The sequence below is a fragment of the Chryseobacterium camelliae genome, assembly GCF_002770595.1.
GTDB lineage: Bacteria > Bacteroidota > Bacteroidia > Flavobacteriales > Weeksellaceae > Chryseobacterium > Chryseobacterium camelliae.
This window is the reverse complement of sequence record NZ_CP022986.1, coordinates 1,837,787-1,862,481: the sequence shown is the minus strand read 5'-3', so window position 1 is coordinate 1,862,481 and position 24,695 is coordinate 1,837,787. Positions and strand designations below refer to the sequence as shown.

General features: G+C 41.8%; 25 protein-coding genes. 15 read left to right on the top strand and 10 right to left on the bottom strand.

What is annotated here, in order from left to right; all coding sequences use genetic code 11:
• Positions 1-91 precede the first annotated feature (91 nt).
• The 4 genes from CGB83_RS08455 (at position 92) to CGB83_RS08440 (ending at position 5,365) form a co-directional block, all read left to right on the top strand.
• A complete protein-coding gene (locus tag CGB83_RS08455) occupies positions 92-2,485 on the top strand; it encodes a TonB-dependent receptor (protein WP_100075401.1) in 2,394 nt (797 codons plus the stop codon).
• A gap of 18 nt (positions 2,486-2,503) precedes the next feature.
• Positions 2,504-3,091 carry a hypothetical protein gene (locus CGB83_RS08450; protein ID WP_100075400.1) on the top strand — a complete coding sequence of 196 codons (588 nt, stop codon included), beginning with the start codon at positions 2,504-2,506 and terminating at the stop codon, positions 3,089-3,091.
• Between the two features lie 139 nt (positions 3,092-3,230).
• Positions 3,231-4,565, top strand: a complete 1,335-nt coding sequence (locus CGB83_RS08445) for a trigger factor (protein WP_100075399.1) — start codon at positions 3,231-3,233, stop codon at positions 4,563-4,565.
• 110 nt (positions 4,566-4,675) lie between these two features.
• Entirely contained in the window at positions 4,676-5,365 is a 690-nt protein-coding gene (locus CGB83_RS08440; RefSeq protein ID WP_100075398.1) for a hypothetical protein, read from the top strand.
• A gap of 71 nt (positions 5,366-5,436) precedes the next feature.
• Here CGB83_RS08440 and CGB83_RS08435 read toward each other — a convergent pair whose 3' ends face one another.
• A complete protein-coding gene (locus CGB83_RS08435) occupies positions 5,437-6,021 on the bottom strand; it encodes a DUF3109 family protein (RefSeq protein WP_100075397.1) in 585 nt (194 codons plus the stop codon).
• 6 nt (positions 6,022-6,027) lie between these two features.
• A complete protein-coding gene (locus tag CGB83_RS08430) occupies positions 6,028-6,933 on the bottom strand; it encodes a DUF6427 family protein (protein WP_100075396.1) in 906 nt (301 codons plus the stop codon).
• A gap of 42 nt (positions 6,934-6,975) precedes the next feature.
• Here CGB83_RS08430 and CGB83_RS08425 point away from each other — a divergent pair, with 42 nt between their 5' ends.
• Positions 6,976-7,209 (top strand): DUF6341 family protein, encoded by a 234-nt coding sequence (locus CGB83_RS08425; protein ID WP_100075395.1) that lies wholly within the window; start codon positions 6,976-6,978, stop codon positions 7,207-7,209.
• Positions 7,210-7,408: 199 nt separating this feature from the next.
• Here the strand turns inward: CGB83_RS08425 and CGB83_RS08420 are convergent, their stop codons facing one another.
• The 7 genes from CGB83_RS08420 to CGB83_RS08390 all read right to left on the bottom strand — a co-directional run bounded on the left by CGB83_RS08420 (position 7,409) and on the right by CGB83_RS08390 (position 12,305).
• Positions 7,409-7,846 (bottom strand): universal stress protein, encoded by a 438-nt coding sequence (locus CGB83_RS08420; RefSeq protein WP_100075394.1) that lies wholly within the window; start codon positions 7,844-7,846, stop codon positions 7,409-7,411.
• A gap of 55 nt (positions 7,847-7,901) precedes the next feature.
• Positions 7,902-8,507, bottom strand: coding sequence for a fumarylacetoacetate hydrolase family protein (locus tag CGB83_RS08415; RefSeq protein WP_100075393.1), 606 nt, complete (start codon positions 8,505-8,507; stop codon positions 7,902-7,904).
• A 47-nt stretch (positions 8,508-8,554) separates the two neighbouring features.
• Positions 8,555-8,956, bottom strand: coding sequence for a putative signal transducing protein (locus CGB83_RS08410; RefSeq protein WP_100075392.1), 402 nt, complete (start codon positions 8,954-8,956; stop codon positions 8,555-8,557).
• 3 nt (positions 8,957-8,959) lie between these two features.
• Positions 8,960-9,724: a 3'-5' exonuclease gene (locus tag CGB83_RS08405; RefSeq protein ID WP_100075391.1), complete on the bottom strand. Its 765-nt coding sequence runs from the start codon at positions 9,722-9,724 to the stop codon at positions 8,960-8,962.
• Positions 9,725-9,789: 65 nt separating this feature from the next.
• The gene (locus CGB83_RS08400) at positions 9,790-10,506 is read right to left on the bottom strand and encodes a CDP-alcohol phosphatidyltransferase family protein (RefSeq protein WP_100075390.1); all 717 of its coding nucleotides are present in this window, start codon (positions 10,504-10,506) and stop codon (positions 9,790-9,792) included.
• Position 10,507: 1 nt separating this feature from the next.
• Positions 10,508-11,371 carry a lysylphosphatidylglycerol synthase transmembrane domain-containing protein gene (locus CGB83_RS08395; RefSeq protein ID WP_100075389.1) on the bottom strand — a complete coding sequence of 288 codons (864 nt, stop codon included), beginning with the start codon at positions 11,369-11,371 and terminating at the stop codon, positions 10,508-10,510.
• On the bottom strand, positions 11,352-12,305 hold the full coding sequence (locus CGB83_RS08390) for a glycosyltransferase family 2 protein (protein WP_100075388.1): 954 nt from the start codon (positions 12,303-12,305) through the stop codon (positions 11,352-11,354). Before CGB83_RS08390 ends, CGB83_RS08395 begins: the two co-directional genes overlap by 20 nt.
• A gap of 69 nt (positions 12,306-12,374) precedes the next feature.
• On the opposite strand from CGB83_RS08390, the gene CGB83_RS08385 reads away from it, so the two are divergent.
• The 9 genes from CGB83_RS08385 to CGB83_RS08345 all read left to right on the top strand — a co-directional run bounded on the left by CGB83_RS08385 (position 12,375) and on the right by CGB83_RS08345 (position 23,150).
• Entirely contained in the window at positions 12,375-14,003 is a 1,629-nt protein-coding gene (locus CGB83_RS08385) for an ArnT family glycosyltransferase (RefSeq protein ID WP_157761377.1), read from the top strand.
• Positions 14,004-14,137: 134 nt separating this feature from the next.
• On the top strand, positions 14,138-14,557 hold the full coding sequence (locus tag CGB83_RS08380; RefSeq protein ID WP_100075386.1) for a DUF2147 domain-containing protein: 420 nt from the start codon (positions 14,138-14,140) through the stop codon (positions 14,555-14,557).
• A gap of 107 nt (positions 14,558-14,664) precedes the next feature.
• Positions 14,665-15,645 carry a pyruvate dehydrogenase complex E1 component subunit beta gene (locus CGB83_RS08375; protein WP_100075385.1) on the top strand — a complete coding sequence of 327 codons (981 nt, stop codon included), beginning with the start codon at positions 14,665-14,667 and terminating at the stop codon, positions 15,643-15,645.
• Between the two features lie 109 nt (positions 15,646-15,754).
• A complete protein-coding gene (locus CGB83_RS08370; RefSeq protein ID WP_100075384.1) occupies positions 15,755-17,749 on the top strand; it encodes a KUP/HAK/KT family potassium transporter in 1,995 nt (664 codons plus the stop codon).
• 67 nt (positions 17,750-17,816) lie between these two features.
• Complete coding sequence (locus CGB83_RS08365; RefSeq protein WP_048511068.1) at positions 17,817-18,290, top strand: Fur family transcriptional regulator; 474 nt, start codon at positions 17,817-17,819, stop codon at positions 18,288-18,290.
• A gap of 3 nt (positions 18,291-18,293) precedes the next feature.
• Positions 18,294-20,039 (top strand): OstA-like protein, encoded by a 1,746-nt coding sequence (locus CGB83_RS08360; RefSeq protein WP_100075383.1) that lies wholly within the window; start codon positions 18,294-18,296, stop codon positions 20,037-20,039.
• Positions 20,040-20,542: 503 nt separating this feature from the next.
• Positions 20,543-21,718, top strand: coding sequence for an aspartate aminotransferase family protein (locus tag CGB83_RS08355; RefSeq protein WP_100077545.1), 1,176 nt, complete (start codon positions 20,543-20,545; stop codon positions 21,716-21,718).
• Between the two features lie 165 nt (positions 21,719-21,883).
• Positions 21,884-22,270, top strand: a complete 387-nt coding sequence (locus tag CGB83_RS08350; protein WP_100075382.1) for an START-like domain-containing protein — start codon at positions 21,884-21,886, stop codon at positions 22,268-22,270.
• Between the two features lie 73 nt (positions 22,271-22,343).
• Positions 22,344-23,150, top strand: coding sequence for an aminotransferase class IV (locus CGB83_RS08345; protein ID WP_228420134.1), 807 nt, complete (start codon positions 22,344-22,346; stop codon positions 23,148-23,150).
• A 304-nt stretch (positions 23,151-23,454) separates the two neighbouring features.
• Here the strand turns inward: CGB83_RS08345 and CGB83_RS08340 are convergent, their stop codons facing one another.
• Entirely contained in the window at positions 23,455-24,003 is a 549-nt protein-coding gene (locus tag CGB83_RS08340; protein ID WP_100075381.1) for a YqgE/AlgH family protein, read from the bottom strand.
• A gap of 23 nt (positions 24,004-24,026) precedes the next feature.
• Between CGB83_RS08340 and pdxH the strand changes: the two genes are divergently transcribed.
• On the top strand, positions 24,027-24,668 hold the full coding sequence (gene pdxH, locus CGB83_RS08335; protein WP_100075380.1) for a pyridoxamine 5'-phosphate oxidase: 642 nt from the start codon (positions 24,027-24,029) through the stop codon (positions 24,666-24,668).
• Positions 24,669-24,695 lie beyond the last annotated feature (27 nt).

The following is a 24,695-nucleotide window of genomic DNA, read 5'->3' as shown; positions in this document are numbered from 1 at the left end:
GTACATAGTTACGCTTACCGGTAGTCAGTCATTAATCTCATAACATTTTACGCAATGTACTGTAAATAGTACACAATCAATTTATTGTATAATGAAACTGATATACGGTTTATTGCTGGTCTGCTTCGGACTGGTATTCATAAACGCACAAAAAACATACAGTGTGGAGGGGACGGTCAAAGATCTGCATGATAAGACTCCTCTTGCTAACGCTGAAATCATCCTCGGTAAGTACAGCTCGAAAACCGATGGTAAAGGAAAGTTTTCGTTTGGAGACATTCCTGCCGGGACCTATACTTTGCTGGCTAAGCATCCGGACTGTCATGATTATACTGAAAACGTAACGGTAAACGGAAACCTGCAGCTCGCCATAACGCTTGAACACCATATCGGAGAAATTGAAACGGTGACCGTACATGGCAGCCATAAAAATAATGGCAGCATGGTGGTAAAGACGCTCGATAAAACGGACATATCCAGGAATATTACGGAAAACCTCGGTAATATGCTCACGAATATTTCCGGAGTTAACGCGCTGAAAACCGGTAATAATATTTCAAAGCCGATCATCCATGGCCTGTATGGCAGCCGGGTATCCATCATTAATGACGGAGTAAGGCTGGCAGAGCAGGAATGGGGAGTAGAGCACGCTCCGAATGTAGATGTAAACAACTTTGAGCATATTGATGTGATCAAAGGCGCATCTGCGCTTAAATACGGCAGCGGCGCCGTGGGAGGAGTGGTTGTGCTGCAGCCTCAGATCCTGCCGCGTAAAGATACCCTCATAGGTGCAGTATCCTTATCGGGCATCAGCAACGGACGCGGTGCAGGCCTTAACGTAAAACTGGCCAAAACCTGGAAAGACGGCTGGGCCGTGAAAACCAACGGAAGCTTTAAAAAGCTGGGCGATCTTCAGACAGCCGATTACGGCCTGATGAATACCGGCGTCCAGAACTATGGATTTAATTTCGGGGTACAGAAGATGAATTTTGACAAAGGATTTTCTTTTGATTACTACCTCACAGACAATTCCATCGGGATTTTAAGAAGCTCACATGTAGGATCTGCAGAAGACCTGTATGAAGCCCTGTCTTCCAAACTGCCTATTTACAGAAGGGATTTCTCTTATGATATCGATAATCCCAGACAGGAAATCGAACATCATATTGCTAAGATTTCTGCGTACCAGAGGTTCGGGGATTTCGGAAAGCTGACCGCTACCTACAGTTTCCAGTATAACCACAGGAAAGAATATGACATCCGCCGTACGGAAGCATTAAGCAAAAAACCGGGCCTGGATCTGGAACTGATTACCAATGACCTGAACATCAACCACCTTATAGAAAGAGAAAAATGGAGCCTTGAAACAGGAATTGATGCAGGATATCAGAATAATTATTCCAATCCTCAGACAGAGGCAAGACGTTTAATTCCTAATTACGACCGGTATTATGCAGGCATCTACTCTGTGTATAAATACAAAGTATTGCCTAAGCTTGAGGTTGAATTGGGCGGACGATATGATTTCGACCGTTATGATGTGACCAAATGGTATGACCTGTCAGACTGGAATAAGCTGTATGCAAATGATTACAAGGATTTTGTAGTGCGGATCAACCAGAACAGGATCCTGACCAGACCGCAGCTGAATTACAACAATATTTCAGCAAATGCGGGTATTGTTTACCGCCCTGCGGACAACTTCAGCCTTAAATTCAATTACGCCAGAGTGGCAAGGTCCCCGAATATTGCAGAGCTTTTTGCAGACGGGCTTCACCATTCTGCAGCCATCATAGAAAAAGGGGATATGCGGATGAAAAATGAGGTGGGAGATCAGTTCAACCTGATTGCCGATGCAAGGATCAATCTGCTACAGGGACTTAATATCTCCGTAAACCCTTATTTCTTTCATACTAAAAACTTCATCAACCAGATTCCTACGGGGTACCAGAATACCCAGTGGGGAGGGGATTTTGTCGTTTATTCATACCAACAGATCGACGCCAAGATGTATGGGATTGATGTGGATGCACAGCTGAAGATTTCAGATCATTTTACCTATAAGGGAAATGCTTCATATGTATACGGCCAGGACCTCACACATCAGGTTCCTCTTATCCTTATGATGCCTCCGAACATTAACAATACCCTGGAGTATCATAATGAAAAATGGAAGAACTTTTATGTCAATGTAAGCAATAATACGCTCCTCAGACAAACGCGGTTTCCGGTTTACAACATCCTCATTACAAGGTATGATTCAGAGGGGAATTCATTCAAGCAGAGTGTGGATATTTCCACTCCTCCGGATGGGTATTCACTCTGGAACCTTCAGGCAGGGGTCAATCTGTCTAAAAACTTCGGGATTGATTTTTCAATCCGAAACGTCTTTAATAAAACCTACAGGGATTATCTCAACAGGTTACGATTCTTCTCCGACGAAATGGGGAGAAATTTTATTTTAACACTCAAATATCAATTTTAACAAATTTAAATCTCAGTTATGAAAAATACATTTAAAAATACGGCATTTATTTTAGGACTTTTAGCTATCGTTTTATCCCTTGGATTGGTTTCGTGTAACCGAAGCGATGATGAAGCGGATGACCTGCCACAGGAAGAACTTTCAGACGTCCTTCTTAAAGTAACCGACGATGCTACAGGGATACCGGTAGTCTATGATTATCAGGTGAACAGCACGTCCAACCCTAATGTAAAACTTACGGACGGCCATTCCTACAGTGTAGAGGTGATCTTTAAAAACGGCGATGAAGATGCAACGCAGGAAATCAGGGATGCTAAGGATCAACATTTCCTGGTATACAACTTCCCGAATTCTGATATCACCCTTACCCGTACCGATGATGCTTCTTCTACCAGGGCAGACGGTAAGCATGTAGGCCTGAAAACAAAATGGGTGGTTAATAAAGCCGTGAAAAATGCATCAGCACAAAGCCAGCTGATCCTGACGTTATTCCATGAGCCGGTTACGGTTTCTGAAGCTTCATCCGTAAGCGGGAACGGAGTGGTATACGGAAGCCATACAGGAGGCGAAACCGATGCCCAGGCGACCTATAATATCATTAACTAATACACAAATGATGATCATAAAAACCACCGGAACTCCCGGTGGTTTTTTATGGATAAATATTTGATGCTTAAGAATTTATTTGAAATGAGTTATTTTCATAAAAAATTCATATTTTTGCAACCTAAAATTTTAATCAATAATGAAGGTTACCGCACAAAACCATGATGACGTAAGTGCTTTGCTTACCGTAACATTGGAAAAATCTGACTACAAAGAAAAAGTAGAAAAGCAGTTGATTAATTATGCTAAAAATGCGCAAGTTCCTGGTTTCAGAAAAGGGAAAGTGCCTTTAAGTATGGTTAGAAGACAATATGAAGCAGGGATTGCATTCGAAGAAATCAACAAGCAGGTTTCCGATGCCCTGAATGGCTATGTAAACGAAAACAAACTGAGACTTGTAGGCCAGCCGGTTCCTCAGCCGGTAAATGAATTCGATTACAATGCAGATCAGCTGGAAGTAGCTTTTGAAGTAGGGTATGAGCCTGAATTCACCATAGATCTTTCTAAATATGAAGCTCCTCACTACAAAGTGGAAGCCTCTGAAAAAGAGATCAGCAAGAGCATTGAGAACATGCAGAAGCGTTTCGCGGAGCAGGAGCCTCAGGAAAAAATCAACAAAGATTCCTATATCGCACTGGAAATCTCTCAGGTAGTAGAGGAAGGTGCCGAAGGTGAGCATAATCACCAGCCTAAAAATACGGTGATCACCGCTGAAAACAAAGAAGCTTTCAAACTGGTGAAGTCCCTTAAAATGGACGGAACCGTAAAAGTTTCCAAAGAAACTCTTGCAGGTAATGAAGAGCTGGCTAAAGAATTAGGATTCAGCAAAGACGAAGTGGAGCACATGCACCATGACGAAGTGGAAGTGAAAGTGAAAGACTTCTACAGCCTTAAGTTAGCTGAACTTAACCAGGAACTTTTTGACAAAGTATACGGAGAAGGGAACATCACTTCTGAAGAAGCCCTTAAGGAAAAAGTAAAATCTGAACTTGACGAATATTTCCAGCAGAATGCCGACGTTCATTTCGTGAACAAAGTATTGGAGCAGGTAACTGAGAAAGAAGAAGTTAAACTTCCGGAAGCCTTCCTGGTAAAATGGTTGGTATTCTCTAACCAGAATATCCAGTCTGAAGATCAGGCTAAAGAAATCCTTGAAGCAGAGAAAAATCAACTGAAATACCAGATCATCGAAGGAAAACTGATGACGGATAATGACGTGAAAATTGACTATGCTGATGTGTTGGCTCAGGCTGAGCAATTAGTAAGGAATCAATTGGCGATCTATGGAATCCACCACTTAGGGGATGAGGAGATCCAGAGCTATGCTGTTGAAATGCTGAAAGACCAGGAGCAGGTAAGGCAGATTTCTTCTGAAGTAGCCATGGCTAAACTTAAAGATGTAATCCTTGAGAAAGCAGACAAGAAAGAAACCGTGATCTCTCACGACGAATTTTTGGAAGAACTGAAAAAATAATCATCCTTACAGAGAGGAGAGAGCCACCGGGATTCCGGTGGCTTTTTATTTTGTGGTAAGATGTATTTAATTCCCTCAATATTGCTATATTTACGTCTTAAACTAACTTTATGAGAAAGATAATCATTCCGTTTGTATGTGCTGCACTTTTTGCTACTCCTTTAGCCGCACAGCAAACAACTGCTGCAGCTTCAGTAAAAACGGAAGCGAAAGTATCTAAACTAACGCCTAAAGAAGTTATCGATAATTATCTGAAGGCTCTTGGCGGAAAAGAGAAGCTTGAATCCGTAAAATCCTTGATTATGGATAACACACTGAGTATACAGGGAATGGAAATTTCCATGGTCACTAAGAAGATGGGTAATAAATTCAGGTCTGAGCAATCTGTAATGGGACAGAAAGTGGTTCAGGTGTTTGATGGTGAGAAAGGATATCTTGACCAGATGGGACAAAAGATCGATATTCCTGCCGATAAAATTGCAGAACTCAAAAAAAGCAAGGTAATCGATGCTCTAGGATATGATGCTTCCAGCTTTAAGGAAGTAACAGTAGAAAAAATTGATGGGAAAGACTATAATGTTTTGACTTCCGATAAAGGTAAATTCTATTTCGACGCTGCTACCGGCCTGCTTTACAAATCCGGCATGGCTGAAGGAAGTGCTGTAATGAAAAGCTATATGACAGTAGACGGCATTAAATTTCCCGAAGTGATCGAAGCTGAAGGCAAAGGCCAGCAGGTGACGATTAAAACAACTAAAGTAACGGTGAATTCAGGAGTTACCGATGCGGATTTCAAATAAGATATTCTGATCAAGTATATAAGAAAGCCGGACATTGTCCGGCTTTTCTTTGATCTAAATACAAGTTTTCATCAGGAACCGTATTCTTTTTTCCATTCTTCAGCAGCTTCGCTTAAAACCGTGTAAAATTCTTCACCATATTTGCGGGTCAGCGGGGTTTTAAGGAATTTGTAAACAGGTACCTGAAGTTCTCTTCCCAGGGTGCATGCATCACTGCATACGCTCCATTCATGGTAATTCAGAGCTGTAAATGTAGAATATTCCGTGATCCGGATAGGGTACAGGTGGCAGGAAATAGGTTTCTGCCAGTCTACCGCCCCGTCTTCATAAGCTTTTTCAATGCCACATTTCGTAATGCCGTTTGCATCAAAAGTAACATAGGCACATTCACGGTCTTCCACCATTGGGGTTACGTACATGCCGTCCATCGGGTCCGTGGTCCATGTGCCCTGCTCTTCCAGGGCCTTGATGCCCTCCTGGGTAAGGTAAGGTTTGATCTTGTCAAAAATAGTGTCCAGGATCTCCAGCTCATCTTTATCGAGCGGGGCACCCACATCACCTTCCACGCAACATGCACCTTTACATTTCGTAAGGTTACAGACAAATTCTTCGGAAAATATTTCCTCGGAAATCAATTTATCGTCAATCTGAATCATAATCTTTTAAAATAATTGGAAATAATTGCCGGCTTTAAATGTCACCAGGCTTATAATAATGGTCCACAGGCTCACTTCCTGCATCCAGTATTTCGGCATAAACCTCAGCATGCGGCTCAGGATAATACTGGAGGGGAAGGCCAGGAGCAGTAAATATTCATAGCTTTTGTTCATGTACAGAACAATGGAGATCAGCTGTGCAAGTGAAAACACCAGCAGGAAAGTATATTTGTACCGGCTTACCGGGCTTTTTTTATTGTAGTTTCTGAAATGGTCATAAACGGCGTAGATCAGCAATAGGGCAATAGGAATCAGTGGGAACAATTCGGTATAATCTGTGACCATCTTCATGGCTCCGAAGGGGAAATAATCAAAGTTCCATGATCTGAAATTAAAGAAGAACATTATGGAAAAATAACTGAAGGCAATCAGCACCATGCCCAGCAGGAACCTGAACAGGTTCAGGCCGATCCTTTCTGAGGTGGCAATGAGATGGATGATCACGAAAAATGCCATCGGCCAGGTAGTCGGTAAAAATATAAAGTTCAGAGCGATAATAGATCCTACCAGGACATATGATTTCTTGCGGATATCTTCATCAGTGCTGGTAAGCAGAAGCAGGAGAAAGGAGTTGGTCAACAGAGCTACGGCAATCCCTATATCCAGGCTTCCGGGGTACAGTCCGAAAATGAAAAAGGTATACAGAAACAGCGGAAGGTGGGTCTGGTAATTCAGGGCAATGGTATGGAAACAGAAATAAGCTAAGGCAATTCCAAGAAAGGTAATACTTTCAATAATTGCTTCATAAGTATTGAAATTCAGGATGTTAAATATGATAACTACCAAAAGAAGAAAACCAATATAGACCGGGATTGAAAAAATATTGCTTTCTTTTGAAAGTAATTTAAACATTTTTTATAAATTTGTACAAAGTTAATTTAAAAAAGGAAAATAATGACGTCTTTCTTTCTATTCTTAAGCAAAGTTTTCAAATGGACATTCGGTTTCTTTGATGCGTTTGGCAATGTTTTAAACTGGATTCTTTTTATCGTTTGCTGTACATTGTTCACTTACTGGTGCTATGTGTTGGTATCGAGATTGGGGAACAACAAAGATAAAGACTACCATTCTCCTACTGAAGGGAAACACCCTTACTACGATCCTGAGATCTATAAAAAAGAAGGTTAATTAATTGGTTATATAATAAAAAACCGATCAGCACAGCAATGTCTGATCGGTTTTTTTATGTTTAAGATGGTAAACTGATGGTTTAAAAGATCAGCAGCATACTGAAATCAAACGGTTGATAATTTATATTCAGCCGCAGATAACGCAGCATCTGAAGCTGCCTTATTGGGGGATCTGCAGAAGTCATCTTTATAACTGCTTATTCCTGGATAGGCAGAACCAGCAAAGGAATATCTGAACTTTTGGTCAGGCCTTTGGTCAGGCTTCCTACAAATACGTCATACATCTCGCTTCTTCCGTGGGAACCTACGACGATATAGTCTGCACGCTTATCATGTGCGTATTCTAAAATCATATCTTTGGCGATCCCCTGTTTCAGAAGATGCTCGCTTTCAACTCCCTGGGCCATAACTTTCTGCTGGATCTTATTCAGCTGAACCAATTCTTCTCTGATTTCATTTTCTTCTACTTCCGGAAAATACTGGAAACCCATATCGCCGATGGCAAAACCGATATCTGTAGGCGCAACATGGATCAGGTAAATCTTTCCGTTAACATCTTTAGCAAATTTTACAGCACCATTGATGAGCTGTTCTGTTTTTTCACTGAAATCTACGGGTACTACAATATTAATCATAAGCTTGGTTTTGCTATTAAAGATAAGAAAAAATGCTGAATATACAGGAGAATTATCACATCACCCGTATATCAATCACCTTCTGTTCTTCCAGGTATGCTTCCAAAATATCATTTTCATTTACTTTTCCCACGCCTTTCGGGGTGCCGGTAAAAATGAGGTCGCCCACCCGTAAAGTAAAATACTGGGATACAAAGGCGATAATGTCATCGAACGTGAACATCATATCTTTCGTATGGCCATCCTGTACCTTTTCCTTGTTTTTAAGCAAGGAAAACTGAAGGTTAGCAAGGTCATAGGAATCTTTTTTGAAGAAGTTCCCCACTACCGCAGAACCGTCAAATCCCTTGGCCAGTTCCCATGGAAGCCCCTTGGATTTCAGTTCGCTCTGGAGGTCGCGCGCCGTGAAATCAATACCGAGCCCGATTTCTTCATAATGCTTGTGTGCGGCTTCCTTTAGGATGTATTTCCCTCCTTTGGAAATCTTTAGCACCACTTCCAGTTCGTAATGCACGTCATTCGAAAACTCAGGAATGTAAAAATCATTTCCCTTCAGGATGGCTGTGTCCGGCTTCATAAAGATGACCGGTTTTTCAGGAATATCATTGCCCAGTTCTTTGGCGTGTTCACTGTAGTTTCTTCCTATACAGATGATCTTCATATGAGTGGTTTTATATTGGATTAATGAGGGGTTATAGTAATGCTTTGTCAGGCATGAGAAAATTCGTTGCCGCAGTAATAACAGATGAAGGTGTGGCTGGTGAGGATAGAGATGCCGAAAAAGCTGGTTGCGCTGTCGTCTCTGTAAATATGGTTGGAACCGCATTTCGGGCAGGTGAAATCATAATCAGGATCTTCAATGGTATGTTCTACCTCCAGGGAAAACTGTTCGTTTTCCTGATAATCCTGCAAGGCTTTTTCCGCTTTTTCAAGGTCTTCGTCAAATACCTGCAGCTGAATTCCCCCTACAGCCTGCGACAGCAGCCAGTCCGACTGGATCAGCTGTTCGTTCGCAATAAAACTGTTGATGCCAGCATCGGCAAGGATCTGTTTATCCCTGTTGGCAGCAAGGGCATTTTCATAAAACTTAAAGCGAACTAGTTCTGACATATATTAAAATTTACTTGATAACTGTATTTTGATGAATACCTTTTTCGTGTATAACGGGAAATCAGCATTCTGAAGCCATCCGAAATATCCCAGGTCCTTCTGGAAAACAGCTTTTACTCCCTGTCCCTTATATTTCCCGAAATTAAATACTTCTTCCAGCTTTTCATTATATCCGATAAACCCGGCCAGATCCGCATGCTTGTTATGGAACGTGAATTCACTTAAAGGAGCGATCTCATTAGGGATATCTTCATATTTTCCCACCTGTGCATCCAGCACCTCGAAAGTAGCCATCACATCAGCTTCCGCTGAATGGGCATTTTCAAGGGTTTTCCCACAATAGAAATGATAGGCCGCACTCAGGTTTCTCGGTTCCTTTTTATGGTAAATGGTCTGGGCATCCACCAGTTTGAATTTGCTTAGATCAAAATCCATACCTACTCTCAGCAGTTCCTCGGCTAAAAGCGGCACATCGAAGCGGTTAGAATTGAAGCCGCCCAGATCCGAACCTGAAAGCATTTCCATTACTTTCGGGGCAATTTCTTTAAAGGTAGGGCAGTCTCTGATATCTTCCTCATAAATACCATGGATGGCACTGCATTCCTTTGGGATCGGCATTTCAGGATTCACACGCCAGGTCCGGCTTTCACGGGATGCATCAGGATGTACTTTAAGGATACAGATCTCTACAATACGGTCTTTGCCAATATTGGTTCCTGTGGTTTCTAAGTCAAATACACAAAGCGGTTTATGGAGTTTTAAATTCATTATTTTTATTTGATAATTTGAAATTGGGTTAATTTGAAATGGTTTTATCAGCTTGATATGTCAGGTCAGGAGGTAAGCTGTTTCTGGAATACCATAGAAACCAGCATGTAGTAGATCACTACCATCGGGATGCCTACTGTCCTGAAAACGGCTAAAATGATCAGGGCGCCGATCAGGAGGACCAGTTTAGGGTAATTATCCTTCAGCTTCATGGATTTGAATTTCATGGCAATCATCTTTACAGGACTGATCAGCAGCCAGGATAAAACAAATGTTAGAAGGATCAGAATACCGGCATTATCAAACAGGAAGCCGAAACTCTGATCTTCCTGAAAAGCATAGTACAGCCCGAAGATGAGGACGGTATTGGACGGGGTATTCAATCCTTTGAAGTAGTATTTCTGTTCGTCATCGATATTGAAAATGGCCAGGCGCAGACAGGAAAAAAGAGTCACAACCAGTCCAAGGTACTGAATCTCAAAAGGAAAATCAATACCTGCCAGCGTATTTCCGAAAGGTTCCAGTGCTTTGAACATCGTCAGTCCCGGTAGCAGCCCGAAGCTCACCATATCGGCAAGCGAATCCAGCTGAACACCCAGATTGGAATTCGCTTTAAGGGCGCGGGCAACAAATCCGTCGAAAAAGTCGAGGACCAGAGAGAAAATAAGGCACAGCCCCGTAACGGTATAATCCCCTGTAATAAGATGGATGGCTCCCACACATCCCGAAAAGAGGTTTCCGAGCGTCAAAGCATTGGCCAGGTTATTTTTTATAAAATTCATATCAGTTTTCTTTAAGGTGCAAATGAAGCTTTCTAAGCTGGAAAAAGATTCCGAAGAATGAGAAAAAAGCAGTAATCACCGTAAAAAGCAGTGAAGCAGATACGGATACTGCCGGATCGAAATCAAAATATTTTGACGCCTGGAGGAACAGCATTTCCCGTACACCGATCCCCGCAAAGGAAATCAGGCTTAATATGGAGCTCCCCAGAAAGGTCACGGTATAAATGGCAAAATGGCCGTTAACACCCAGGCTTTTCAGCAACAGCATAAAACAGATCACCTGAAGCGCCTGAATGGCTACAGAATAGGCCAGGGTAGTATAAAATACAGGTTTGTATGCCGGGAACCACTTTCTGGTGATCATCAGCGTTAAAAAAATGCCAGAAACCATCGCAATAACAATCAGCGGAAGCCATTTCGGCTCAAACAGGAAGCCGGAAGATCCCAGGATCAGCACACAGATTGCCAGTAAACCGCTCAGCCTGTCGTTAAAAAGGGCAGAAGTGATCTTTTTGGCGCTCCAGCCGAACTTTTTGTTCAGCAGGTATACTTTGTAAGCATCACCTCCAATACCGCCGGGAATGAAAAAATTATAAAACATCCCCAGGAAATAAAGCTCCAGGTTGCTCCTGAAACTGAGGCTGAACCGGTTGGCTTCCAGATAAAACTCCAGGCGTTTCGTCGACAGGATCTGCGAAGCCAGAAAGAAAACAGCAGCAGCCAGCACATAAGGTATACTGACGGTTGACCAGAGACCAGCCACTTCCCGGAACGGGATTTTTTTGAAAACGAAATACAATAATCCAATGCTGATGATAATTTTCACCGCATTGACCAGTATTTTTTTAAGATTGGCGTTCTCCAAAACTCGTTATTTTTCTGATGTTGAAAGGACGCTTGCTCTGGGATTCGTAATAGGTCTTCATCAGCATATCGATAATAATCCCTGTCGTGAAAAACTGGATCCCGATAAAGACAAGCAGTACCCCTAAAATCAGCAAAGGCCTTCCGCCGATATCATGGCCCATTAACTTCACAATCAGAAGATACATGTTGATCAGCATTCCCAGGATAAATGCCACCAGCCCAATATTCCCGAAAAGGTAAATCGGCTTGGAAAGGTATTTCTGGTTGAACAGCACCAGCAGAAGGTCATTGATGACCTTAAAAGTCCTGTTCATCCCGTATTTGCTCACTCCAAACTGGCGGGCATGGTGCTTGACAGGCATTTCTGCTATCCTGGCACCGTTCAGATGGGCCATTAAGCTGATGAACCGGTGGTTTTCACCATACAGGTTCAGGTCTTTTGCCGTTTCTTTGGTGAATACCTTCAGTGCACAGCCCTGGTCTGAAATATTAAGTTTTGTCGTTCTCTTGATGATAAAATTAGCGATCCTGGAAGGAATGGTCCGCACCGAAGAATCTTTCCTTTTCTGGCGTTTTCCCACCACAAGGTCATAATCCCCGCTTTCCAGCAGATTTACCATAGCCGGGATATCGCTTGGGTCATTCTGAAGGTCCCCGTCAAGAGTGATGATATAATCCCCTGAAGCATAATCAAAGCCCGCCATCATGGCAGAACTCTGTCCGTAGTTCTTTTTCAGCTGGATCAGCACGACATTCGGATCGTTTTTTTCGATGATTTCCTTTACCGTTCCGTCTTTCGAATGGTCGTCGATGAGGATAAGCTCGTAGCGGTACCCTGCCATGGCCTCCCGGATACGGTCTATGAGAAGTCCTGCGTTGCCCTGTTCATTATACATGGGAATGACCAGAGAGTAAAACTGATTATGATTCATTTGTTGATCCTGATTTATTACATTTGCATGGCAAACTTTTGCAAAAATACTAAAAAACTATTCTTCCGGATGAATCAAAATCAACTGCTGACGTCCCGCCAGATCATTATGCTCCATATTGGCTTTTCAATCGTCTATATTTCAGGGCTTTTTATTCCGCTGATGGAAAATGATTCTGCGCAGCATGCCTCCATGGCCATGAGGATGACCCTGAATAATGATTTCCTTCATATCTTCAAAGGAGAAAACCCATACCTGGATAAACCGCATATGCATTTCTGGCTGGCTGCACTATCCATGAAAATGTTCGGCATCAGCCATGTTGCCTATAGGATTCCGGCACTGCTTTGCCTTGCTTTAGGAGCATTTTCCACTAAAAAGCTTGCGGAAATCCTGTACGACAACGAACATACGGGATACCTGGCCTCACTGATTTTTCTTTCGGTACAGACGATCATCCTGTCTGCGCATGATGTAAGGACCGATGCCGTACTCACGGGATTCATCATTTTTTCAATCTGGCAGTTCGTCCGTTTCATTAAGACACAGCATATTTCCAGTGCGATACTGGCAGGATTGGGAACAGCTCTGGCCTTTTCCTCAAAAGGGCTTATGGCAATTGTCATCATCGGCTTCTGTATTTTAGCATATCTGCTGTATTCCCGGGACTGGAAAAAGTTTTTTAACCTTAAAATCATCATTGTGGCACTGAGTTTTGCCATCGGAATTATACCGGTCCTGTATGCGTACCATGTTCAGTTCGGGGATGAAGGGATAAGGTTCATTCTGTTTAACCAGAGTGTCAACAGGCTTACGGCAAGCGGTTTTGAGGAGACCAGCCCTGATTATTTTTTCTTTTTCCATACCCTGCTCTGGGCATTTCTTCCGTTTTCTCTGGCTTTTTATTTCGGCATATTTGAAAAGACGGCATTCTTTATTAAAACAAGGTTCAGAAAAACGGAGGGCAACGAATTCCTTACTTTAGGAGGATTCTGGCTGGTTATGCTGGTATTTTCGGCTTCAAAATTCAAGCTTCCGCATTACCTCAACGGCCTTATTGCGGTCCTGTCTGTCTTAACAGCAGCGTATCTCTTAGAAATGTTCAGGAAAAACAGCCTTAAGAAGATAAGAATCCTCTATGGCATCCAGCTGTTCGTCATTTTTGCCGTACTCATCGGTATTATTCTTCTTACCCTATACTTTACCGGGATTCCAAATATCATCATGTATCTTGTGGCAGCAGCAGTTTACGGCTGCCTTATCATAGTTATTTTTTCAAAAAAAGACCTTTTCAGGAAGTATGTTTTTGCATCGTTGATATTCGCCATTGCCGTTAACCTGTATCTGAATACCCAGTTTTATCCGGTCCTTACCCAATATCAGGGCAGTCTGAAGCTGGCTCAGTTTGTCAATAAGAATCATATTGAAAAAGACAGGATTTTCATGTTGAAAGGGTATGAACCCTGGGCTTTTGATTTCTATACCCAAAGAAATACGCCAAGAGTAGAGGCCGGTGCCTTAAAAAAGGGAGACTATCTTGTGGTTTATGACGAGCACCTGAACGAGGTCGGCAGAAAGTACAGCGTAGTTGATCAGGAAAACCATTACCGGATCACCAGGCTGTCTCTAAAATTTCTGAACCCGAAGACCCGGGAACAGCAGTACGAAAAGATGTCCCTGATACAGATTACAGAATAACGGAATTGTTTTCAATGCCGGAACTCAGCATATTGATATGTGACGGATAACAAAAGTTTTGTTTGTATGAAATTAATTTATATTTTTAACCATACGATTAAAATTAAATCATTGATAATTAAATCAGCCATAATATGAAAAAATTATTAGCAGCCTTTATTTTTTCCCTGTTCAGTGTCATGTCTTTTGCACAGATCGAAGGGAAATGGAAAACGATAGACGATGAAACCAAGCAGGCCAAATCTATTGTAGAGATCTATAAGAAATCAGACGGTAAATATTACGGGAAAATTTCCCAGCTTTTGATAAAGCCGGCCAATGCGAACTGTGTGGAATGTAAAGATGACCGTAAAAACAAACCGATTCTGGGGATGGAAATTATCCGCGGCCTTAAAAAGGACGGAAGTGAGTTTACGGGAGGATCCATCACAGATCCTAAAACCGGAAAAACCTATAAATGTACCATTACAAGAAGCGGAGACCAGCTGAATGTAAGAGGTTACCTCGGCGTTTCAATACTTGGAAGAACCCAGACCTGGACGAAAGTAAATTAATCTTTATTAAAATACTATTGCAGACGGCATTTCATTAAATTGAGATGCCGTTTGTGATGTGTTAACAAAAAAACACTATTTTTGTACTTTAATTTTTTCTAAAACATATGGCAGAATATACTTTTCGTGAGGTAATTGCACAGGCAATGAGCGAGGAAATGCGTAAAGACGAATCCATTTATCTGATGGGTGAGGAGGTTGCAGAATATAATGGTGCATACAAAGCTTCAAAAGGGATGCTGGATGAGTTCGGCCCTAAAAGAATAATCGATACTCCTATCGCAGAACTTGGTTTTACCGGTATTTCCGTAGGTGCTGCAATGAACGGCAACAGGCCGATCGTGGAATTCATGACGTTCAATTTCTCTTTGGTAGGAATAGACCAGATCATCAACAACGCTGCAAAAATCCGCCAGATGAGCGGTGGCCAGTGGAACTGCCCGATCGTTTTCCGTGGTCCTACAGCTTCTGCAGGGCAATTGGGAGCAACCCACTCCCAGGCTTTTGAAAACTGGTTTGCCAACTGTCCGGGACTTAAAGTAGTGGTTCCGTCCAATCCTTACGATGCGAAAGGATTGCTGAAAACTGCTATTCAGGATAATGATCCGGTAATTTTCATGGAATCTGAACAGATGTACGGAGATAAAATGGAAGTTCCTGAAGAAGAATATTACATCCCGATCGGGAAAGCGGATATCAAGAGAGAAGGGACAGATGTTACCCTGGTTTCTTTCGGTAAGATCATGAAGCTGGCGATCCAGGCTGCTGAAGATCTGGCTAAAGAAGGAATCTCTGTTGAAGTTATCGATCTTAGGACCGTACGTCCTCTGGATTATGATACCGTTTTAGGATCTGTGAAGAAAACCAATCGTCTCGTAGTGCTTGAAGAAGCATGGCCGTTTGGTTCCGTAGCTTCAGAAATTGCTTATATGGTACAGCAAAAAGCATTCGATTACCTGGATGCACCGATTAAGAGGATTACGACTCCGGATGCTCCTGCACCGTATTCAGCGGCACTATTCGCAGAATGGTTCCCGAAACTGGATAAGGTAAAAGAGGAGATCAAAAAAGCGATGTACGTTAAATAATAGAAAAAAACTTCCGAAAGGAAGTTTTTTCATTTATTATATTCATGAAGAAAAATTCATGGGGTTGTAAATTTCATTTAAATTTGCGCTCTTAAATAAATTGGCTGATATGGCAGAACTTACAGAAAGCGGTCAACACTTTGACATTAAAAAGCTTTCTTTTATTGGAGTACTGGTTTCTTTAGGAATTGTTTTCGGAGATATTGGTACTTCACCGCTTTACGTAATGAAAGCAATTGTTAACGCACGGGGAGCGGGCAATACCATGCCTTTTAACGAATACATCGAAGGAGCACTTTCCTGTATTATCTGGACGCTCACGCTTCAAACCACCATCAAGTATGTAGTTATTGCTTTAAGGGCTGATAACAAAGGAGAAGGAGGTATCCTGGCTCTTTTCTCGCTGGTGAAAAACCTTAAAAAAGGCTGGCTGTATCTCATTGCTATTGTGGGAGCAGCAGCACTTATAGCTGACGGGGTTATCACACCTTCTCTAACGGTAATGTCAGCGATAGAAGGTCTGCAGATCTATAATCCGCATACGCCTGTGGTTCCTATTACTATCGGAATACTTATCGTCATATTCGTCGTGCAGCAGTTCGGGACCAGCTTCATCGGGAAATTCTTCGGGCCGGTCATGGTCATCTGGTTTCTTGTGCTGGGAGGTTTGGGATTGTCGCACCTGAGCGAAAATTTCGAGATCCTGCGGTCTTTCAATCCGTATTATGCATATAAACTCATTGCTGATTCACCCAGCGCCATTATTATTTTAGGGGCGGTTTTCCTGTGTACTACGGGAGCTGAAGCATTATACTCCGATCTTGGGCATTGCGGAGCCAAAAATATCCGTGTAAGCTGGGGTTTTGTAAAAATCATGCTGATCCTGAACTACCTTGGACAGGGTGCGTGGCTGCTGAGCAACTATGGTAAGCCGGGGTTTTCGGTTATGAATCCGTTTTTCGGGATCATGCAGGAATGGATGATCGTACCGGGCGTTATTCTTGCAACAGCAGCAGCTATCATTGCGAGCCAGGCCCTGATTACGGGTTCGTTTACGATCTTCTCAGAAGCCATGTCACTGAATTTATGGCCGAACCAGAAAATTGATTACCCTTCAGGGGTTAAGGGGCAGATGTATATCCCTAGGATCAACTGGGGGCTTTTGTTCTTCTGCATCATTGTGGTGCTCCATTTCAGGGAATCCGGGAAAATGGAAGCGGCGTATGGGCTTTCCATTACGGTAACCATGCTCATGACGACGATACTGTTGGTATTCTGGCTGCTTAAAAAGCGGATTAATAAAGTATTTATCCTGGTCTTTGCGATGGTCTATATGGCTATCGAACTTGGATTCTTCAGTGCCAACGTGATTAAATTCCTCGAAGGCGGCTGGATCACAGTAGTTCTGGCCGGTTCTATCGGAGTATGCATGTATGCATGGTATAACGGCCGTCAGATCAAGACCAAATTCATCAAATTTGTCAAGCTGGACAATTATATCCCGATCATCAAGGACATGAAACTGGATGAGACCATTCCCAAATATGCGACTAACTTAGCTTATCTGAGCCGTGCCAAACGCTATGGGGAAGTGGAGTCTAAAATCATCTATTCCATCATCAAAAAACAGCCTAAAAGGGCAGATCATTACTTCATCCTGAATATCGTCAACCAAGAGGATCCATATACTTTTAAATATACCGTAGATGAAGTCCTGCCGGGAACCATCTATAAGATTAATTTCCTGTTAGGATTTAAGATCGACAGAAGGATCAATGATTATTTTGACATGGTACTGAGGGATCTGATGGCAGACGGGACTATTCCTTCAAGGAGCAGCCACCCGTCGCTCAGGGCACATAATATTCCTCCGGATCTAAAATATGTGATCATAGATAATACCTATATCAACGATATTCTGTTGACGGTAAAAGAGAAGATCATCCTCAATATTTATAACTTCGTAAAATATATCGGAAGTGACGATTTCAAGGCATGGGGCGTGACTTCACATAATGTCGTGGTGGAATCGGCTCCTATTACAGAAGAGTGTGTTGCAGGCTCCAGAATAGAACAGTCAGAGTTTTTCAGGCATAATAGTTAAATTCTTTAACATAACACATCTTCGTCTAATTCAATAAATTTCAATAAATTTGTAGATAATTTTTTTGATGGATACTTTACAAAAAGAGAAAAATATTGCCTTAATCAAAGATGTGTTAAGAAACTATTTATTAGAAAAAGGTTTCAGAAACACGCCTGAACGATATACGATACTGGAGGAAATCTACAATATGGACCACCACTTCAATGTGGATGACCTGTATTTGCTGATGATGCAGAAGAAATATCATGTTTCCAAAGCGACCATCTACAATACTATTGAGATCTTCCTGGATGCCGGGCTGATCCGGAAGCACCAGTTCGGAGAAAAGACCCTGACGTCTTCATCCTATGAGAAGTCTTATTTCGATAAACAGCATGATCACCTGGTGATCTATAAAAAAGATTCCGATAAGGAGATAGAGGAAATCATCGAATTCTGTGATCCGAGGATCCAGGGAATAAAAGAAGCTATAGAAGACGCTTTCGGCGTGAAAATCGATTCCCATTCGCTGTATTTTTACGGTACCAAGAATGACTGATCAATGAGGTTTTTATTTGCTCTGTTATTTCTGGTTTCAACGTCAGTCTTCGCACAGGAAAAACTAAAGCCTGCGCAGAGGGACCCGTATCTTCAGAACCCGGTTAAAAATGCCACACCGCCGCAGCTGAATCCACAGGACAGGATTCATATCATCAATGCTGATAAGATCATTAAGGATCCTGCTAAATATGACGGTAACCGTTATCTCACCGGAAATGTGAAGATCGAACATCAGGGCTCCATACTTACCGCAGATGAAGTCATCATTTATGATGAAGAAAACTTCGTTAAGGCTATAGGGAATACCAGGCTTCAGAATACCGACGGTTCCGTTATCACAGCCGGGGAAATGGAATATGATGCCAATACCCAAAAAGGGGTTGCCCGTAAAAATGTCGTTCTTACCGATCCGAAACAGACGATCAAAACGGAGATCCTGTATTATGACCGGCTTTCCAACCAGGCATATTTCAATACAGGAGGGACCATCACGGACGGACAGAATGTGATGTATACCAAATCCGCTACCTATTTCCTCGATACCAAAATGATCGATTTTGTAGGCAATGTCAAGATCGATAGTCCCGACTATATTATTGAAGGTCCCAACATCAAGCAGAACCAGAACACTAAAATTGCGGAATTTTTCGGTCCAACCACGATTACGAGTCGTAAGAATCCCAGAAACAGGGTCTACACCGAGCTGGGAACCTATCGGATGAATACCAAAGAAGCCTTTCTGAAAAAGAATTCCAGGATTTTTTATAACGATAAGATCCTTACCGGAGATGATATGTACTATAATCAGCTTACGGGGTTCGGAACTGCGACAGGAAATGTAACCCTGGATGATCCGAATGAAAAAAGGTATATCAAGGGCGGGTACGGAGAAATATTCGAAAAGAAGGATTCCGCGATGATGACTAAAAATCCGTATGCGGTCAAGATATTTGAAAAAGATTCCCTGTATTTTGCATCGGAGAAGATTATTTCATACCAAAGGCCGGACTCCCTGGATGCTACAGTGAAAAAAAGCTTTTTAAGGGCATTCCGTAAAGCCCGTTTTTATAAATCCAATGCTCAGGGGAGGGCCGATTCCATTGCTTTCAATGAAACGGATGGTGTCATGCATATGTACAGGAACCCCTATCTCTGGAGCGGTGAAAAACAGGTTACCGGAGATAAGGTGGAAGCCTATTTCAATACCCAGACCGAGAATATAGACTCCTTGAAAGTACTGGGGAATGCATTTGCAATCAGCAAAGTGGATTCACTGAGCCTGAAGGATGAATTCAACCAGGTTAAAGGAAAGTTCATGACCGTCTATTACCAGAATAATAATATCAAAGAAGCGAAGGTTATCGGAAATGCACAGTCTATTGTCTATGTAGATGAAGAAAACCAACAGACGAAAAAACCGGAGCGGGTAGGAATTACGCTATCCACCTGTGGTATTATCGGAGCTTTGTTTGAAGAAAAGGCTCTTCAGATTATTTCGTGCAGTGTCGGAGCCAATTCAGATACGTATCCGATGAGCATGATAGAACCGTCAAAAAGGAAATTCCCGGATTTTAACTGGAACACCAAAGACAGAATCAGGAAATGGCAGGATATTCTGGTAGACTCTCCGAACTATGAAGAGGTCAAATATCAGGCGGACACTTCGCTCTACGACCAGGTCCAGGAAAATATTGAAAAGGAAAAAGCTAAAGAAGAAGCCAAAAAGCCTAAGCGGACACGCAGATAAAATGAAGCTTTACAGGATATAAACAATCCGTTACCTCTTTTGTAACGGATTTTTTATTGTTGTTAATCAGTGGTTTATATATTAATCCTTTTTCAATTATAAATCCGAAAAAGGATTTAAATATTCAATTTACTTAATTTATAATAACGATATACTCTAATACTCGGAAAATAATTTCAGAAAAAATGTTAAATTTTTGTCATACTCATATTATTATTCAGGAATTTGTTTATATTTGAATCATGAAGGGGTGAAAACATGAGGTGAATTTATATTAATATTTTGTGATTTGGTGTATCACCCTTATTCGTAAGGGTGATTTTTATGTAAAGGGTGCAGAGAAGTTATGACACTGATTATTTTGTCTGATTTTCACCAGGATTTTATCTTATTCCTGACCAGCCTTTTTCTATGCCTATCAGCATATCATTAATGACCGATCTTTCCGAAACTCTGATTTTCAAAAATCTTTACTAGCTTTGCTGAAATTTTAACGAATGGAAATGCAAAAAGATTTCTTTGCCTACCAGGCTCAGACAACACCCTATGCGGCAGGTTTTGAAGTGGAAAAAGCGGAAGGAAGTTATATTTACGGAAAAGACGGAAAAAGATACCTTGATTTCGTAGCCGGTGTTTCTGCCAATACCCTGGGACATTCCCATCCAAAAGTGGTTAAAGCCATTAAAGATCAGGCAGACCAATACCTTCATGTAATGGTGTACGGAGAGTATGCCCAGGAACAGCCTGTAGCCTTATGCAGGCTGCTTGCGGAAGCCACGCCGGATCCTTTGGAAATTACCTATCTGGTCAACAGCGGGGCGGAAGCCATTGACGGAAGCCTTAAACTGGCCAAACGCTATACCGGAAGGGAAGAAATCATATCATTTAAAAACTCCTATCACGGGAACACCCATGGGGCACTCAGTGTGTCCGGAAATGAAATTCATAAGCGTGAATTCCGGCCTTTATTGCCGATGGTTACCTTCATCAGCTTTAATGATGAGCAGGACCTTGACCTGATTACCGAAAAAACAGCCTGTGTGATCCTGGAAACCATACAGGGAGCGGCAGGGTTCCTGGTTCCGGATAGAGACTATCTCAGAAAGCTTAAAAAAAGATGCGAAGAAGTGGGGGCACTTCTGATCCTGGATGAAATTCAGCCGGGTTTCGGAAGGACCGGAAAGCTGTTTTCATTCGAGCATTTCGGAATCGTTCCCGATATCCTCGTGATGGGGAAAGGAATGGGCGGCGGAGTGCCGGTAGGAGCCTTTATGAGTTCCCGTAAAATTATGGAAACCTTAACCCACTCCCCAAAACTGGGACACATTACGACCTTTGGCGGAAATCCGCTGATCGCTGCTGCGAGTCATGCCACTCTGAAAGAAGTACTGGAAAGCGGGCTGATGGATGAGGTAGATGAAAAGGAGGCATTATTCAGGGAATTGCTGGTTCATCCGAAGATTAAAAATATCAACGGTAAGGGACTGATGCTGGCCGTCAACCTCGGCGCTCCGGAATATACGCTGGAAGTAGCCAAAAAATGCATGGAAAAAGGACTGATTGTTTTCTGGCAGCTTTACAGGAACGAATACATGAGGATTTCCCCTCCGCTGACGATCTCATTGGATGAGATCCGTGAAGGATGCGCTGTAATCCTTGATGTTTTAAATAATAACTGATCATGAACCCCTTCATTTCCTGAGGGGTTTTTCATTTGAAATACAGTTAAACACGCATTTAAAAATCTCTGATAAATATCATATGGATTATATAAAAAATTAATTACAAGTTTGCGTAATAAAAAAATTAATTTATATATTGCGGGACGATAAAACAAAGATTATATGTCGAAACATAAAGTCCATTACGAATTTCCAATGCATTGTCTGTCAGAGATTTTATACGAATATCTGGCGACCGCTGAAGGGCTTTCCGAATGGTTTGCGGATGAAGTTACGGAGAAAGGTGATGATTTCTTTTTTAGCTGGGGAGGAGGCCCTGCTGAGAAAGCAACATTGATTAGATATAAGCCTGAAGGTTTTGTCCGTTTCAGATGGGAAGAGGATGAAGGGACCAAACATTTTTTTGAAATGACCATTACGGTTGATGATATTACAGAGGATCTTGCCCTGAATATTACGGATTTCTGTGAAGAGGGAGATGAGGAAGAAAATGCCATGTATTGGGAAAACCTTATTGAAAACCTTAGAATTAAATTAGGAGCGGCTTAAGAGGCTTTAATGCGCTCTGATTACTGATGAACGATTTATCGTTCATTATTTTTTTATCAATAAATCAGCAAAATTGGAAAATCAATATTTTACATCAGGTGAATTACAGGTCAGGAACAGGGCTTTTATGATGGGAGATTCTGTTAAGGTTTCATTTTTCATCAGCAATGCTCAGCTCATTATGGATGAAGAGTGTTATTTCTTCCTGATGGCTTCCATGAGAAAAATGCGGATGAACATTCCCCTTACGTATACCCTGGAATTTTTCCAGCATCTTTTCCGCAGTGAAGTGATAGAAGGAAAAGGCATTCTTAACGGGATTATTCATTTCCAGGTGTTCAGGAATCAGGATGAAGGAATGCTGGCCGCATCATCGGTGTCTTATTTTTATGAAGCGGAAGAGAAAGATGTTATTGCCATCCAGCCCAGGCTGCTGGAGCTGGACCTGATTAAAGAAATCAATGTTAATAACAATTTATTAAGCAATATCAGGGTACATTGCCCGGAAAACATTTACGGGGAAATTTACGCTCAGGAAAATGACCTGGATGACGTTATTTTGCTCAACCCGAATAAAAGGATTGCACGTACCACTTCAGGAAACCTGCTGTTCCTCGAAGGTGACACGATAAAGATACCTAAACATTCAGAAGGCGCGTATATCTCTCCTCTGCTTGAAAACCTGGTCACGTTTTTACACAAGAATAACATGGCCGATATCCAGGAACATGAAATCATTGCATTTGAGTCCCAGAAGGCAGAAGAGATCCTGCTGGTATCTGATGAAAAAGGAATATTCCCGGTAGGGAAAATTAGAAATAAAACGTTTGGTAATATCCGTTTTACGGAAATGATAGAACGCTGGAAGCAGCAATTCTAAAATTGGCAAACCCGGTAAACAACAAAATTTTAAGATTGTCCTTTACCGGGTTTTATTCTGATACATCAGAAATATGATAATACCTGCAGGAAAGTGTATCCTGCAGTTTTTATTTTCTAATATTAGTCTTTATAACAACAGGTTTAAGCTCTAAAGAGGAATATTGGAAACGCTTGAGGATAAGTTTTATCAATCCTTTCATAATGTTGAAATTTTAGTTAAACAAATAACGGTATTTCCTGGGTAATAATTGTGTAATATACTCTTAAAGTTATGTTAATATAACGCCATGAAAAACTGACGGTTAATTAAGCGATATATCTTCCGGTGAATTGGCCCATAGCAGGAATTCTCCGCCCAGGTTCTGCATGATGGATTTCCAGAGCGTCTGGTCATTAGGCAAGGTATAATCCAGGTTGTAGACGTCTACTACAGTCCAGACTTTCTTCTGGATTTCGTTATCCAGCTGCATGGGCGACCACCCGGAATATCCTGAGAAGATTTTCACATCATGGATACTCAGTTCACCGTTCAAAACGGCACTGATGATATTTTCAATATCTTCTGTAAGATAAAATTCATGCGTGATTTCAGTATATACTTCAGTGACCTTCTTTCCTTTCACAATGAAAAGCACCTTGTCATTCTCTACAGGGCCACCGTCGTATACTTCAATTTTGAAATCGAAAAATTCTTTGAACCTGTCACTCATCTGGCCGTTCTTCTTATTCAATATTAAGCCAAATGCACCCTGGTCATTGTGTTCGATGACCAATACTACGGATCTTGAAAAAATATCCCCGGAAATATCAGGTGTGGAAATTAATATTTTACCTTTGTATGAGTAATTCATACTCAAATTTAATAAAAATATTTATGGAAAACCTGCATGATAAGAGAAAAGTCTATGATAAGTCCCAACTTATTGAAAGTGAGGTAAAACATAATCCCATTGAACAGTTCAGGGACTGGTATTCCGAAGCAGGGGCCCATCCGAATATTTCTGAAGCCAATGCGATGGCTGTTTCCACCCTGGAAGATGACGGTTGTCCGCGTACCCGAATGGTGCTCCTGAAATCATATACGTATGAAGGTTTTATTTTTTATACCAACTATAACAGCCGGAAGGGAAGATCCATAGAAAAGAACCATAAAGCCTGCCTGCATTTTTTCTGGCCGGGACTGGAAAGACAGGTAATCATAAAGGCGCATTTAGAAAAAATTGCAGACAACCTGAGTGATGGCTATTTCCACTCGAGGCCAAAAGGTAGCCAGCTGGGAGCTGTAGTATCTCCGCAGAGCGAGGTTATCCCGGATCGTGAATTTCTTGAATATAAGCTTAAAGAACTCGAAGAAAAATATGAAAATACCGAAGTTCCAAGACCTGAAAACTGGGGAGGCTATATAGCAAGGCCTTATGAAATAGAATTCTGGCAGGGAAGGCCAAACCGGTTGCATGACAGGATCCTGTACACATTAGAAGGGGTGGACTGGAAGATTTCTCGCCTTGCACCGTGATGCTGATCAGTATGTATCAATAAAGGC

Excerpts from the sequence above, each read along its gene's own strand:
- CGB83_RS08455 (WP_100075401.1), top strand. The coding sequence starts at position 92 with ATGAAACTGATATACGGTTTATTGCTGGTCTGCTTCGGACTGGTATTC.
- CGB83_RS08450 (WP_100075400.1), top strand. The coding sequence starts at position 2,504 with ATGAAAAATACATTTAAAAATACGGCATTTATTTTAGGACTTTTAGCT.
- CGB83_RS08445 (WP_100075399.1), top strand. The coding sequence starts at position 3,231 with ATGAAGGTTACCGCACAAAACCATGATGACGTAAGTGCTTTGCTTACC.
- CGB83_RS08440 (WP_100075398.1), top strand. The coding sequence starts at position 4,676 with ATGAGAAAGATAATCATTCCGTTTGTATGTGCTGCACTTTTTGCTACT.
- CGB83_RS08435 (WP_100075397.1), bottom strand. The coding sequence starts at position 6,021 with ATGATTCAGATTGACGATAAATTGATTTCCGAGGAAATATTTTCCGAA.
- CGB83_RS08430 (WP_100075396.1), bottom strand. The coding sequence starts at position 6,933 with ATGTTTAAATTACTTTCAAAAGAAAGCAATATTTTTTCAATCCCGGTC.
- CGB83_RS08425 (WP_100075395.1), top strand. The coding sequence starts at position 6,976 with ATGACGTCTTTCTTTCTATTCTTAAGCAAAGTTTTCAAATGGACATTC.
- CGB83_RS08420 (WP_100075394.1), bottom strand. The coding sequence starts at position 7,846 with ATGATTAATATTGTAGTACCCGTAGATTTCAGTGAAAAAACAGAACAG.
- CGB83_RS08415 (WP_100075393.1), bottom strand. The coding sequence starts at position 8,507 with ATGAAGATCATCTGTATAGGAAGAAACTACAGTGAACACGCCAAAGAA.
- CGB83_RS08410 (WP_100075392.1), bottom strand. The coding sequence starts at position 8,956 with ATGTCAGAACTAGTTCGCTTTAAGTTTTATGAAAATGCCCTTGCTGCC.
- CGB83_RS08405 (WP_100075391.1), bottom strand. The coding sequence starts at position 9,724 with ATGAATTTAAAACTCCATAAACCGCTTTGTGTATTTGACTTAGAAACC.
- CGB83_RS08400 (WP_100075390.1), bottom strand. The coding sequence starts at position 10,506 with ATGAATTTTATAAAAAATAACCTGGCCAATGCTTTGACGCTCGGAAAC.
- CGB83_RS08390 (WP_100075388.1), bottom strand. The coding sequence starts at position 12,305 with ATGAATCATAATCAGTTTTACTCTCTGGTCATTCCCATGTATAATGAA.
- CGB83_RS08385 (WP_157761377.1), top strand. The coding sequence starts at position 12,375 with ATGAATCAAAATCAACTGCTGACGTCCCGCCAGATCATTATGCTCCAT.
- CGB83_RS08380 (WP_100075386.1), top strand. The coding sequence starts at position 14,138 with ATGAAAAAATTATTAGCAGCCTTTATTTTTTCCCTGTTCAGTGTCATG.
- CGB83_RS08375 (WP_100075385.1), top strand. The coding sequence starts at position 14,665 with ATGGCAGAATATACTTTTCGTGAGGTAATTGCACAGGCAATGAGCGAG.
- CGB83_RS08370 (WP_100075384.1), top strand. The coding sequence starts at position 15,755 with ATGGCAGAACTTACAGAAAGCGGTCAACACTTTGACATTAAAAAGCTT.
- CGB83_RS08365 (WP_048511068.1), top strand. The coding sequence starts at position 17,817 with ATGGATACTTTACAAAAAGAGAAAAATATTGCCTTAATCAAAGATGTG.
- CGB83_RS08360 (WP_100075383.1), top strand. The coding sequence starts at position 18,294 with ATGAGGTTTTTATTTGCTCTGTTATTTCTGGTTTCAACGTCAGTCTTC.
- CGB83_RS08355 (WP_100077545.1), top strand. The coding sequence starts at position 20,543 with ATGCAAAAAGATTTCTTTGCCTACCAGGCTCAGACAACACCCTATGCG.
- CGB83_RS08350 (WP_100075382.1), top strand. The coding sequence starts at position 21,884 with ATGTCGAAACATAAAGTCCATTACGAATTTCCAATGCATTGTCTGTCA.
- CGB83_RS08340 (WP_100075381.1), bottom strand. The coding sequence starts at position 24,003 with ATGAATTACTCATACAAAGGTAAAATATTAATTTCCACACCTGATATT.
- pdxH (WP_100075380.1), top strand. The coding sequence starts at position 24,027 with ATGGAAAACCTGCATGATAAGAGAAAAGTCTATGATAAGTCCCAACTT.